This window comes from Haloferula sp. BvORR071 (genome assembly GCF_000739615.1).
In the GTDB taxonomy this organism is placed as follows: Bacteria; Verrucomicrobiota; Verrucomicrobiia; order Verrucomicrobiales; family Akkermansiaceae; genus Haloferula.
The window spans coordinates 12,525-25,448 of the sequence record NZ_BATP01000057.1; the positions used below are offsets into that span (position 1 = coordinate 12,525).

The 12,924-nt window shown below is 62.4% G+C and carries 9 protein-coding genes; 1 reads left to right on the forward strand and 8 read right to left on the reverse strand.

All coding sequences use genetic code 11. The features are described 5' to 3' along the window. Positions 1-10: 10 nt before the first annotated feature. The gene (locus tag BV071_RS34950) at positions 11-2,491 is read left to right on the forward strand and encodes a chondroitinase-B domain-containing protein (RefSeq protein WP_081886271.1); all 2,481 of its coding nucleotides are present in this window, start codon (positions 11-13) and stop codon (positions 2,489-2,491) included. A 317-nt stretch (positions 2,492-2,808) separates the two neighbouring features. On the opposite strand, the gene xerA is transcribed toward BV071_RS34950, so the two are convergent. From xerA to BV071_RS27510, 8 genes are all read right to left on the reverse strand, one after another. Next, positions 2,809-3,693: a site-specific tyrosine recombinase/integron integrase gene (xerA, locus tag BV071_RS27475; protein WP_035614314.1), complete on the reverse strand. Its 885-nt coding sequence runs from the start codon at positions 3,691-3,693 to the stop codon at positions 2,809-2,811. 391 nt (positions 3,694-4,084) lie between these two features. Beyond that, the gene (locus BV071_RS33815) at positions 4,085-5,707 is read right to left on the reverse strand and encodes a serine hydrolase (protein ID WP_052573957.1); all 1,623 of its coding nucleotides are present in this window, start codon (positions 5,705-5,707) and stop codon (positions 4,085-4,087) included. A gap of 66 nt (positions 5,708-5,773) precedes the next feature. Beyond that, the gene (locus BV071_RS27485) at positions 5,774-6,052 is read right to left on the reverse strand and encodes a hypothetical protein (RefSeq protein ID WP_035614316.1); all 279 of its coding nucleotides are present in this window, start codon (positions 6,050-6,052) and stop codon (positions 5,774-5,776) included. 6 nt (positions 6,053-6,058) lie between these two features. Further along, positions 6,059-7,342, reverse strand: a complete 1,284-nt coding sequence (hemL, locus tag BV071_RS27490) for a glutamate-1-semialdehyde 2,1-aminomutase (RefSeq protein WP_035614319.1) — start codon at positions 7,340-7,342, stop codon at positions 6,059-6,061. A gap of 99 nt (positions 7,343-7,441) precedes the next feature. Then, positions 7,442-8,458 carry a dipeptide epimerase gene (locus BV071_RS27495; RefSeq protein WP_035614321.1) on the reverse strand — a complete coding sequence of 339 codons (1,017 nt, stop codon included), beginning with the start codon at positions 8,456-8,458 and terminating at the stop codon, positions 7,442-7,444. Positions 8,459-8,463: 5 nt separating this feature from the next. Continuing rightward, positions 8,464-10,044, reverse strand: coding sequence for a serine hydrolase domain-containing protein (locus BV071_RS27500; protein WP_035614322.1), 1,581 nt, complete (start codon positions 10,042-10,044; stop codon positions 8,464-8,466). Between the two features lie 70 nt (positions 10,045-10,114). After that, a complete protein-coding gene (locus BV071_RS27505) occupies positions 10,115-11,227 on the reverse strand; it encodes a pyridoxal phosphate-dependent aminotransferase family protein (protein WP_035614324.1) in 1,113 nt (370 codons plus the stop codon). 243 nt (positions 11,228-11,470) lie between these two features. Beyond that, entirely contained in the window at positions 11,471-12,919 is a 1,449-nt protein-coding gene (locus BV071_RS27510) for a DUF1501 domain-containing protein (RefSeq protein ID WP_035614665.1), read from the reverse strand. Positions 12,920-12,924: the final 5 nt, after the last annotated feature.

Sequence of the window (12,924 nt, forward strand, 5' to 3'; positions counted from 1 at the left end):
CTCCAGCCAGATGTTTTCCCGGCTGTCCCTGGTCCTTTCCGCCATCCTTGCGCCCAGCGCCTTCGCGACGGAGCATACGATTTCCTCCGCCGTGGAGCTGGCCAGGCTGAGCGACTCCCTGGCCCCGGGCGATGTCGTCATCATCAGTGACGGCACCTGGAAGGACCAGCGTCTTGCCTTCACGGCCAAGGGCACAGAGGCCCAGCCGATCACGCTGCGCGCGGCCACTCCGGGGAAGGTGATCCTGGAAGGCGGCTCGGCCTTGAAGGTCGATGGCGAGCACCTGCTGGTCGATGGCCTCTGGTTCAAGGACGCCAGCACCGATGCGAATGCCATCGAAGTCCGTGGCAGTGATTGCCGGATCACGAACTGCGCGGTGAGCGGCGGCCAGCACCGAAATTTCCTCCGCCTCTGGGGCCTCCGTCATCGGATCGATCACTGTGCCTTCTCTGGCAAGACCACCGACAATCCGACGGTCCAGATCGAGGTCGAGGAAAAGCCGAACCATCACCAGCTCGACCACAACTACTTCGGCCCGCGCCCACCGCTGGGGCGCAATGGCGGCGAGACCATCCGCATCGGCTACAGCCACCAGTCGATGAGTTCCTCCGCCACGGTGATGGAGAACAATCTCTTCGAGCGCTGCGATGGCGAGATCGAGATCATCTCCAACAAGTCCTGCGACAATATCTACCGCGGGAACACCTTCCGCGATTGCGCCGGCATGCTGACCCTGCGCCACGGCAATCGCTGCCGCGTGGAGGGGAACTTCTTCTTCGGCAATCTCAAGCGCGGCTCCGGCGGCATCCGCATCATCGGCGAGGACCATGTGGTGGTGAACAACTACATCGACTCCGTCTGCAACGGTTCCTTCTGGATCACTGCCGGGATTCCCGATTCGCCCTTGGTCGGCTACTTCACGGCGCGCAATGCCACCATCGCCTTCAATACGGTGGTTGCCTCGCCCGGCACCGCGATCGATCTGGAAGCTGGCATGGGGTCATCCGGGCGCAGCCTGCGGCCGGACAATGCCAGCATCATCGGCAATGTCTTTTCACTCCCGCCAGGAGCCGAGCTGAGCAAGGGCACGGAAGGCAGTGGCTTCCGCTGGTCCGGCAATTTCAGCAATCTGCCGGACGAACATGTCACCGAGGCCGAGCTGATGCTCAGTCGCAGTGGCGATGGGATGTGGAGGCCGCTGCCAGCCAGCTCGCTGCGCGCGGCGGTGGATCGCCTGGCCACCGTGACGATGGATGCCGATGGTCAGGCACGCGCCGCCCGCACCGATGCCGGCTGCGACCAGTTTTCCGCAGAGCCCGTGAAATCCCATCCGCTGAGCCGCGATGAGACCGGCCCTGAGTGGATGCGCCAAGCAAGCGCATCCTTTGGTCTAACGGAACTCATTGCCCACGACCGTGCCCGCATCCTCGCCGCCGCGGAAGCCGCGCTGAAACTCGAGCCGCTGACGATCACCAAGCTGCCGGCGAAGCTCAGCGAAGGAGGTCCGAACGACTTCTACTCGAATGGCGACTACTGGTGGCCGGATCCTTCCAAGCCGAATGGCCTGCCCTACATCAAGCGCGATGGCGAAACCAATCCGGAGAACTTCACCGGCCACCGCGATGCCGTGCGCGAGCTGCGCGATGCGGTGGCCGCGCTCGGCGCCGCCTGGCTCGCCACGCACGACGAGAGGTTCCCAAAGAAGGCGGCGGAACTCCTGAGGATCTTCCTCCTCGATCCCGCGACGCGGATGAATCCGCACCTGAACTACGCGCAGGCGATCCCCGGCGTCAGCCCGGGCCGCGGGATTGGTATCATCGATACCCTGCACTTGATCGAGATCCCGAAAGCTGTGGCCGCGATGCACGGCTCCGCTGCTTTCAATCAAGAGCTGGAGGCCGGCTTGAAGGGGTGGTTCCGCGACTACCTGAAGTGGATGCTCGAGAGTAAGAACGGCCAGGAGGAAGCTGCCACCAAGAACAACCACGCGGTGGCCTTCTGGCTTCAGGTGGCCGTCTTTGCCGAGTTCACGGGGGACGAGAGAGCGCTCGCCGACTGTCGCAAGCGCTTCAAGGAAAGCTTCCTCGCGAAACAAATGGCGGGCGATGGCAGCTTCCCCCAAGAGCTGGCGCGCACCAAGCCCTACGCCTACTCGATCTTCCAGCTCGATAACATGGCGACGCTTTGCCAAGTGCTCTCCACTCCCACAGACGACCTGTGGAGCTTCACCCGCGGCGACGGGAAGGGGATCAAGGAGGCCGCGGCCTATCTCTATCCCTTCCTGAAGGACAAATCCCGCTGGCCACTCAAGCCCGACGTCCAGGCATGGGACGGCTGGCCCGCACGCCAGCCCTGCCTGCTCTTCGCCGGTCTGGCTCTCAAGAACGCCGACTACCTCGCGCTCTGGAAGTCCCTCAAGCCGGATCCGCAGGACGCCGAAGTCCGCCGCAACATCGCCATTACCCAGCCGGTGCTGTGGGTTCTCCCATGAATGGGGGGTGAGGCGAGTCCAAGCCCAACACAACCCGAACGGGTAGCTAGGCGACTACAAGAAAATCCGTTAGTTTCACTACTGTCCACTCAGGGTCTGCCATGACCCGGTAGGCAAACGGTTACGATATCTTATCGAGGGTAAAGGCAGTCCGGTGGGATTCGGGTTTCCCCCGGGCTGCTTCTCTTTTGGTGGAGGGCGCGCCCTTTCGCCGCGCCATCTCAGGGCTTCACGATCTCTCTTGCCGCTGCTTTCAGCTCTTCATGCTGCAACGGCCGGAAAGCCGCTCCTGCAGGATGGGCTGTCAAGAAGCCGCGCTAGCCGCGCGGATGGAATTTCTTGTGGATCGACTTCAGACGTGCGCCATCCACATGGGTGTAGATCTGGGTGGTCGAGATATCCGCGTGTCCCAGCAGCTCCTGGATCACCCGCAGGTCCGCACCGCCCTCTAACAGGTGGGTCGCGAAGGAGTGGCGCAGGAGGTGCGGATAGACGTTCTGGTCGATGCCAGCCATGGCCGCGCGTTCCTTCACCACCTGCCGCACACGGTCCGGCGAGAGCTTGCCGCCGCGCACGCTGAGGAAGAGGTGCGAGCTGCTGCGTTTCTTGACGAGTTCCTTGCGCTCGTTCCGCAGGTAGTCTTCGATCGCTTCTTCCGCCTGGCGGCCGATTGGCACGATCCGCGTCTTGTTGCCCTTGCCGGTGACGCGGATGAAATGCTCCTCCATGTCGAAGTTTTCCAGCCGAGCCGAGCACAGCTCCGACAGGCGCAGGCCGGAGGAATAGAATAGTTCCAGCATGGCCCGATCGCGCCGTCCGAGGAATTGCACCGGATCGATCGACTCTAACAAGCGGGTCACCTCCTTGCCATGCAGGGTTTCCGGCAGAGTTTGATCGGGTCGCGGCGACAGCAGCGGCTCCGCCGGGTCCATCGGCAGCTTTCCGCGGGCGGCCAGCCAGCGGAAGAAGACCTTCAAATGCACCGTTACGATCCTCAGTGAGGAAGCAGCCAGGCCGCTGCTCTTCCGCTCCGCGAGGAAGTCGGAGAGCTCATCCGTTCCGACATCGGGCAGGGGGAGATTCTTCTTTTTGAGGAAGCCGGCGAGTGCATCCAGGGTCTGCCGCACCGATAGCTGGTAGGCCGCCGAGAGCCCGCGCTCCGTCGCCAGATAGAGGATGAAGCTGTCGGCCTCGGCTTCCACGGGGGGAGCTTAGCCGTGGGTATGCCGGTTGGCGAGGGTTCTCACGCTGTCCCTTAGCGCAAGGCCCAGTGGAGGGCGGACACCTTTGTCCGCCTATGAGGAGCAGCGGCGAGTGGCACGTGATTAAGGCTGTTTTCGCAGGGAAGCAAAGCAAGCGGCGCCCAACTCCTGCATCAGTTGATTAGCCCGTGCGCCAGAAGCATGAGGCGTCCCTTTGGGACGCGATGATCCGGCTCGCCGTACCCGGCACTATCGTGCCGGGCTATTATGAGCCGTCCCGTCGGGACGAAGAGAGGTCCACGAAATCGAGCTTAATCACGTGCCATTCGTCGTCGCTCCCTATCAAGGCGATGGGCGGACAAAAGTGTCCGCCCTCCACAGGGTCTCCCCCTTACTTCTTCTTTGCGAGGTGATCGCCGTTCTGGTGCAGGATCAAGCTGTCCACTTTGCCTTCGTCATCCTTCTTGAACTCCAAGGCGGCCTTCACCACGTCATACTCGAAGTATCCCGGCTTGGTCTCAAACACCGTGAAGGGCGGCTGCTCATCCAGCTTCACGATGAGGCTGCCATCGCGCACGCTCACCGTGAAGATGCGTCCCGGAGCCAGCTCATACTGGCCTTCATAGGGTTTCAGTTCTTCCTCCTTCGGGAAAAGGATCGTCGGCAGTTGCTCCTCGCTGCGCTTGCCGATGATCTCGCGGCCGTTTTGGTGCAGCACCAGGGTCAGCGCCTTGTCCTTGCCATTTTCCCGCTGGAACTGCAGCTCCGCCGGCACCACCGCGTAGCGGAAACGGTCCCCGCCCATAGGTGTGACTGGGTAGAAAGGCTGCCCGCTCAGCCTCACCCACAGCGCGCCCTCGCGACGCAGCACCGTGAAACGCGCCATCGGCCCGATCTCATAGACAGCGGGGAAGGCCTCCAACTCCGCGTCCGTGAGCTTCACTTCCGGAGTCTCCTTGACCACCGCAGGCACCCGCGTGGCAGCGGTGACCTTCTCCGCTGGGATCGTGTCGTTGTTGATCATTACCACGCGGACGATCTTCTTGGATGGAATCACCTGCAGCATCGAGCGATAGCCGCCGGTGCCGCCCGCGTGTTGGTATTCCTGCTCGCCGTCGAGCTTGCCGACGATGATGCCCAGACCGATCTCGCCCGCGACGTCTTCATAAGAGGAGCGCGGAACCATCAACATCTGAATCGCTCCGGGAAGAGCTGTCTTGCCCGGCTCTAACAGGGCCTCTCCGAAGGTGAGCAGATCCTCCGCGGTGGAGCGCAGCGCACCTGCTCCTGCCAGCGCCTGGAAGGTCCACGAGGTCCCCGCTTCCGTGCCGCGGTAGGGTGGGGCCAAGCGCTTGAGCTGGGATTTATCCAGGCTCACGAGTGTATCCTTCATGCCGAGCGGGCCGGTGATCTTTTCCTTCACCAGTGCCTCCCAGTTCTTCCCGCTGCGCTCTGCCAGCAGGTCGCCCAAGAGGCCCGCGCCGAAATTCGAATACGATGCGCGATGGGGTGGGGGAGGCAGCGTCACCTTCGCCAGGAAGGCCCGCATTTTCTCCCGGTCATACTTGGCATAGGGATCCTTCTCCGCATCCGGATTCGGACCCATGTTGTCGGGCAGGCGCGGCAGGCCACTAGTATGAGTCGTCAGTTGCAGCAGCGTGATCTCGCCGACCTTGGGATCCGCGAAGCTCTGCTTCTCGCCGAGCAGTTCCTTCAGGGTTGAATCCAAGCGGACCTGCTTCGCTTGCACTGCATCCGCCAGCAGCAAGCCGGTGAAGACCTTGCTGATCGAGCCGATTTCATAGATCCGCTTCTTCGGCGCCACGCCATCGGGCTCGGCCTTGCCGAAGACCGCGTAGCTGCGCTTACCGTCGATCGATTCACCGGTGACCATACTGCCCGCCGGCAGGTCCTTCGCGAAGGGTGCCGCCGCTTCCGCCAGTGGCTTGTCGGCAAGAGCGAGCGTGGCGGAGGCGATCGTGGCGGCTAGGCTGCGGAAGATGATTCCCGTCATGCCCGGCAGGCTGAATCGCCGCCTTCCTGGAGGCGATGAGGAACTCACGCGGATTTTGGAGTCCGCTTATTCCTCGATTTGGACAAAGCTGCCTTTCAAGTAGCGGCAGCGGAAGGGCTCCGCCTTCTTCGCCGGATCCCAGCCGTTCGTGCGCGCGTAGTCGATCGCCAGCGGCACCATCTCGCGGTTCACCACCCGCGGCACGTCGGCCACGAGATGCTGTCCGCCTGCTGAGGCGCTCATCTCCACCCACAGCTCGTTCTTGCCCCCGCGGTTGCGGTAGATGAAGCGGTAGTGGGTGTCCTTGTGGTTGATGGCGCTTAGGCCTTTGGTGGGGAAACTCATGATGATTCAGATGGTAGCCAGCACTTGCTCGAAGACCTCGAGTGTCTCATCCAGATCCGCCTCGGTGTGGGCCAAGCTCAGGAAGCCGGTCTCATACGGGCTCGGTGCGGTGTAAACACCCTTGTCGAGGCAGCCCCAGAAGAACTTCTTAAACATCTCCAGATCCTGCTTCATCACATCGTTCACGTTCACGATCTCGCGGTCGGTGAAGAAGAGGCAGAACATCGAGCCGGTGCGGTTCAGGCGGTAGGGGACGCCCTTCGCGTCCATGACGGAGCGCAGGCCTTTCTCGAAGTGAGCTCCGAGTTCTTCCAGTCGCGGGAAGCCGGAGATCTTGCCGAGCTCCTTGAGCTGCGCGAGGCCTGCGGCCATTGCCAGCGGATTCCCGGAAAGCGTGCCGGCCTGATAGACCGGGCCGATCGGCGCGAGCATGTCCATCACATCCGCCCGGCCGCCGAAGGCTCCCACCGGCAGGCCGCCGCCGATCACCTTGCCGAAGCAGCTCAGGTCCGGCGTCAGGTTCTCGATGCCCTGCACGCCCGCCTTGCCGAGGCGGAAGCCGGTCATCACTTCGTCGAAGATCAGTAGCGCGCCATACTTCTTCGTGATCGAGGACAGCAGGTCGAGATAGCCCGGCTTTGGAAACACCAATCCCGCATTCGCCGGATAGGATTCCACGATGATCGCTGCGATCTGCTCACCCTGTGCCGCGAAGATCTTCTCCAGCGCTTCCGAATCATTGTAGGGCAGCACGATGGTCTTCTCCGCAAAGGCCGCCGGCACGCCCGCCGAGTCCGGCTCACCATGCGTCAGCGCACCCGAGCCCGCCGCCACCAGCAGCGAATCACTATGGCCATGGTAGCAGCCGTCGAACTTGACGATGTAGTCGCGCTTGGTGAAGCCGCGCGCGAGGCGGATCGCGGACATCGTGGCCTCCGTGCCGGATGAGCACATCCGCACCTTCTCGACGGATGGCACCCACTCGGTGATCACCCGCGCCATCTCCACCTCGAAGGGATTCGGGATGCCGAAGGAGACGCCGTCCTTCGCCACCTCGTGGATCGTGTTCGTCACCACGGTCGGCGCGTGGCCGAGGATGTTCGGCCCCCAGGAGCCGATGTAGTCGATGTATTTTTTCCCGTCCACGTCCTCGATCCGGCAGCCCTTGGCGCGGCGCACAAAGAAGGGCTCGCCGCCGACATTGCGGAAGGCGCGCACGGGTGAATTCACACCGCCGGGGATTAGGCCTTTGGCGGTGGCGAAAAGTTTCTGGGAAAGCGGACCGGTCACACGCCGATTCTGCCCATCTCGCCCAGCGGGTCAACAGAGAGAACTTTTGTTTCGCTGTAAGCCCGGTAGGATTAGTGGTTTCTGCAGGCGTGGCGACCCTCAAAGAAGCGTCACGCCATTGCCATTCACCTCCGGATACACCGCCACGCCCTTCTCCAAACGCACGCCGGTGGCGATGTCCGTTGCGATCAGTACCGCGCCGTCCATGTCCACATAGTCCAGCAGCGGCAGCAGTTGCCCGATCGCGCTGATGCCTACGCTCGATTCGGTCATGCAGCCGATCATCACCTTCAGCCCGCGCTGGCGGGCGTCCGCGATCATCCGCAGCGCCGGCGTCATCCCGCCGGCCTTGCAGAGCTTGATGTTGATGCCGTCGTAGAGCCCGTCGCAGCGCGCGACATCCGCTTCGGTCTGGCAGCTCTCGTCGGCGATCACTGGTAGCGCACAGCGTCCCTTCAGGGTCTTCATCCCGTCCCAGTCGTCGCGCTTCAGCGGCTGCTCGAAGAATTCCACGCCCAGCTCCTTCATTTCCGGCGCATAGGCCAAGGTCTGCTCCGCAGTCCATGCCGTGTTGGCATCGATCCGGAAGACCGCATCCGTGTGCTTCCGCAGTTCACGCACGATCGCCAGGTCATCACCGGTGCCCAGCTTGATCTTGTAGATCGGCCAGCCGTCGAATTCCTTCATCTTCATCACCATCTTGTCGATAGTGTCGATGCCGATGGTGTAGTCGCTTGCCACGTTCTGGTCCAAGCTCAGGCCCCACAGCTTCCAAACCGGTGCGCCCTCGCGCTTGCCCCATAGGTCGTGCGCCGCCTGGTCCAGCCCGCAGAGTGCGAAGCGGTTCTCGCCTAGCACCGGCAGAACGCGGTTCCACAGCTCCTCCGGAGTCGTGAAGTCACCGCTCTCAATTACCGGTCGCGCCGCTTCCAGTGAGGCACGCATCGAACTCGGCGTGAAGAGATGGAAGGCATGCGAGGACGACGCTTCGCCATAGCCGATGATCCCCTCGTGCTCGAGTTCGATCAGCAGATTGTGCTGCAGCGTGGTGGTCCCCAGGGCAATCGTGAAAGGGTGCCGCAGCGGCAGCTTGATGTCGTGAATGCGTAGCTTCATGAAGTTTACTTGATCCGTTCGAGCCGCATGTTCGCGAATTCCACTGCGCTGACCTTGCCGCTCTCATCCGCCAGGAAGACCGCGTGCTCTTTGAAATACATGCCCTCCGGCAAGGCGAAGACGTGGCGGTTTACTGGCGTCAGCCGGTAGTCCACCATGTTCTCCGTGGTGGCGTAGAGCCGGCCATGCTTCGCATGCACTACGAACGGGATCAGCCCGGGCCCGTAGCCGCCCGTCAGAGCCTTCCATTCCTTTGGCACCTCGCGCTTCTCCAGCACCCGCGTGAAACGCTGCGCGCCGGCGACCAAGGTCTTCACCTCACCCTTTTCGTCGCGTTCGACCGCCACCGACAGATGGTCGTGGATCTTGCTCTCCAGCACATAGCGGTCCTTCGCGCCGGGCTGGAGCGTGCAGGGCTGGCTGGACACATTGCCTCTCAGCAGCTTGCCATCCGCCTTTAGCTCCATCCAAAAGCTCTGTGACTCCCAAGCCCCCGCGAGGCTCGCAAGCTCCTCACCCGCCTCCACCGTTTTCTTGGCCGGCGGTAATTTCACACCCTTCGCTTCCAGCATCCGGATCAGCGCCTCATTCGCCAGATACTGCGAACGACCGTTCACGATGTCCTCGTTGATCAGCACCACCACCCCGATTTTGTGCTGCGGTAGGTAAGTGAGCGCCGTGCTGTGCCCATACACCGCACCTCCATGACCCACGGTCTTCAGGCCCTTCCACTCGCCAACCGCGAAGCCGATGCCGAAACTGCCATTTTGATCGAACTGCGGCTTCCACATCTCCTCCAGCGTCTCTTTCTTCAGGATCCGCCCGCCCGGCGAGTCACCGCCAGCCGCCAGCATCATCATGAAGCGCCCGAGGTCTCCGGCCGTGGTGAAGAGATTGCCCGCGGGAATCGTCCCCAAGTCGAAGACCGGCGTGCTCCTCTCCTTGAAGCCACCCTTGCCATCCGCCGCCCGGATGTGCGAGGCCAGCACTTCATGCACGTCCTTGTGCAGCCATGCCGAGCGGTTCATCCCCAACGGCTTCAGGATTGCGGCCCGCTGCAAATCGGGAAAGGGCTTGCCCGCCGCTTCCGAGGCAATCTGCCCGGCCAGGCTCGGCGCGATGTTCGAATAGCGGTTCTCGCTGTTCGGCGGCGAGGCCAGAGCCGAACCCTTCAGGCTATCCACCGTCGCTTTCAGCGTCGGCTCCTTGTCATCGAAATAACCGCCCACCGTTGCCTCCCGTTGCATCCCCGAGCGGTGGCACAAGAGATGCCGCAGCGTGATGGCTTGCCCATCGAAGGGATTCACCGGCAAGCGAGCGGCAGGCAATGGTGCATCGATGTCCAGCTTGCCCTGCTCCGCCAGTTGCATCACCGCCACCGCATTGAAGAGCTTCGATACGGATCCCGCGCGAAACACGCTGTCCGCCTTCGCCTCGCCGAAACCCTTCTCATACACGATCGACTGCCCGTCCACCCAGGCCACCGCGATTCCGCCGAGATCCCACTCCTTCATCTCGGCTTTCACGGTCGCCTCATACCCGTTGATCGCGGCGCTGTAGTCCGTGGCAAGGAGAGGCGAGGACATGGAAATGGCAAGTAGGACGAGGGGAAGAAATCTCACAGGCGAGAGGTAATCACGATATCGCAGCATCGCATCACAGCAGCCCGCGCAGCGCACGCAGCAAATCATCGATCATCTCCAATTCATGCCCGGAGCACACCGCGAAGCGCATGATCCCCTCCGGCCCGCTGCCGACATAAGAGGTCACCGGCACGATGAAGCCCTGCGCCCGCAGCTCCCGGTGCAGTCGCTGCATGTTTCCCGCCCTGCCGATCGCCACGCCCACATGCGCCGAGGGTACATCATGGACCTCCAATCCCAGTTCGCGCAGCCCCTGTCTCAAGTGCAGCGCATTCCGCCGCAGCCGCTCGCGATAAGAGGGATCCCCGGCCACCAGCTCCAGCGCCTTGGCCGTCGCGGCGGCCACCGGCGTGGGCGGCGCGCTCGCCCCGTCGTAGTAGTTCGAGGAATGCCGCAGCTTCTCCATGAAGAAGCGGTGGCCGGTAATGATCCCGCCGAAGCCCCCCATCGCTTTTCCCAGAGTCCTACCGCAGAGGATGTTCACGCCCAAGCACGGCGTCCCGCCATTCACCGCATCGCCCAAACCGAGATGCTCCAGGCTACCCCGGCCTCCTTCGCCCAGCACCCCCAGCCCATGTGCGTCATCTACCATAAGCACCGCCGGGGCGAATTCAGCCAGCAGCTTCACATACTCATCCAGTGGAGCCAGGTGACCCGTCGCCGCCACCAGTCCATCGCTCATCACCAGCGGCACCCCGCCATGCGGCAAGTGCGCATGCAGCTTCGCCCGCAAATCCTCCGGGTCGCGCGCATGGAAGCGATGGATTGGCAAGCCCCGGATCTTCGCCGCCTCCACCACACAGAAGTGCGCCGCCTCATCCAGGAAGATCGCGGCAGCCGCCTCCACCGCCTGCACCAGGATGTGATTCGCCGCGTAGCCGGAGCTGAAATAAAATCCCTCCTCCTGCCCCGAATATTCCGCCGCCCGCCGCTCCACCTCTAACAAAGGCGCACTATTCCCAAATCCCGCCCGGCTCGTCGCCGTGTGAAAGCCATACTTCCGAAACCCCTCGCAGCCCGCCGCGATTACCTCCGGATGTCCGTGCAACCCATAGTAGCTGGTGCCTGCAAAGTAACGGTAGAGACGCCCATCGATCCACACCTCCGGGCCGGGAGGGGATTCCATCAGGGGAGGGGAAGGCATTGGAGAGAAAGGCAAATTACTAATGACTAAGCACTAATTTTTAAACAGGAGTGTGTTGGGGAGAGGTAGCTCCGCTTGGCGGGCACGCTTGCAATGAAGCGCTCCAGAAAGTGAGGGGAAATCCGAGGCTCTCGCCCAACCCGGACATTCTAGAACTGCGCCTGCACCCTTCTTCATCACACTCTGGTTTAAAAATTAGTGCTTGGTAGTTGATGGTTCTCTTCCTCAAGCCAGCACCGCCTTCACCACCTTCCCGTGCACATCCGTCAACCGGTAGTGCCTCCCTTGGAACTTATACGTCAGCTTCTCGTGGTCGATCCCTAACAAGTGCAGAAGCGTCGCCTGGAAATCGTGCACGTGCACCCCCTCCTTCGCCACGTTGAAGCCCAGCTCGTCACTCTCTCCATGCGTATACCCGGCCTTCACCCCTCCACCCGCCATCCACAGGGTGAAGGCATAGGGGTGGTGGTCGCGGCCCCAGTTCGGCCGGTCGTTGAGATCGCCTTGGATGAAAGGAGTGCGTCCGAATTCACCGCCCCAGATCACCAGGGTGTCCTCCAGCAGACCGCGCATCTTCAGATCCTTCACCAGCGCCGCACTCGGCTGGTCCGTATCCTTGCACTGCGAATAAAGCTCCGTCGTCAGGCTCTTGTGCTGGTCCCAGCCCGCGTGCATCAGCTGCACAAACCGAGTCCCGCGCTCCACCAGTCGCCGCGCCAGCAAGCAATTCCGCGCAAAGGTCCCCGGCTTGTTCACGTCGGGCCCATACATATCGAGCACCTCCTTTGGTTCCCCCGAAATATCCGCCAGCTCCGGTACGCTGGTCTGCATCCGGTAGGCCATCTCATACTGCGCGATCCGCGTTGCCACTTCCGGATCGCCGCTTTCCTCCAGCTTGCGCTGGTTCAGTTGCGCGATCCCATCGAGCATGTTTCGCCGCAGTTCGGGGCTCACGCCTTGGGGATTATTCAGATACAGCACCGGATCGCTGCCCGCGTGCAACTTCACCCCTTGGTGCCGGGATGGCAGGAAGCCCGAACTCCAGTAGGAGTCGTAGAAGATCTGCCCGCAGGTCGTCGCCGGATTCACCGAGGTCATCGCCACGAAGGTCGGCAGGTTCCGGTTCAGGCTGCCCAGGCCATAAGACAGCCAGGCCCCGATCGTCGGTCGCCCCGGAAGCTGGTTACCGCTGAGGAAGAAATTGATCGCGGGTGCATGGTTCACCTGCTCTGTGAACATGCTCTTCACGAAGCACAGTTCATCCGCAATCCCCGCCGTGAAGGGCATCAGCGAACTCACCGTCGCCCCGCTCTTCCCGTGGTTCTGGAAAGGCTCCAGCGGCGCCAGCAGCTTCTTGCCACTGGCATTTCCCGTCATCGTGCTGAAGCGCTTTCCCGCAAGAAGGGAATCCGGCACCGCCTCCCCGTGCCGCTTCGCCAGCTCCGGCTTGTAGTCGAAAAGCTCCACGTGGCTCGGCGCGCCGTTCTGGAACAAGTAGATCACCCGCTTCGCCTTGGGCGCGATCTGCGTGATCGCCGCCGGAATCTCATCCCCGTTGGCGAAGGCATCTTCCCCTAACAAGCTCGCCAGCGCCGCCATGCCGATCCCGGTGGCGCTCTTCCCGAAGAAGTAGCGGCGGTTCACGAGAAGCTGTCGTTCGGTGATCGGGTGCATCGTCA

Bases quoted from the DNA above. Each gene is read 5' to 3' on its own strand.
- BV071_RS34950 (WP_081886271.1), top strand. From the start codon at position 11: ATGTTTTCCCGGCTGTCCCTGGTCCTTTCCGCCATCCTTGCGCCCAGC.
- BV071_RS33815 (WP_052573957.1), bottom strand. From the start codon at position 5,707: ATGACGGGAATCATCTTCCGCAGCCTAGCCGCCACGATCGCCTCCGCC.
- BV071_RS27485 (WP_035614316.1), bottom strand. From the start codon at position 6,052: ATGAGTTTCCCCACCAAAGGCCTAAGCGCCATCAACCACAAGGACACC.
- BV071_RS27495 (WP_035614321.1), bottom strand. From the start codon at position 8,458: ATGAAGCTACGCATTCACGACATCAAGCTGCCGCTGCGGCACCCTTTC.
- BV071_RS27500 (WP_035614322.1), bottom strand. From the start codon at position 10,044: ATGTCCTCGCCTCTCCTTGCCACGGACTACAGCGCCGCGATCAACGGG.
- BV071_RS27505 (WP_035614324.1), bottom strand. From the start codon at position 11,227: ATGGAATCCCCTCCCGGCCCGGAGGTGTGGATCGATGGGCGTCTCTAC.
- BV071_RS27510 (WP_035614665.1), bottom strand. From the start codon at position 12,919: ATGCACCCGATCACCGAACGACAGCTTCTCGTGAACCGCCGCTACTTC.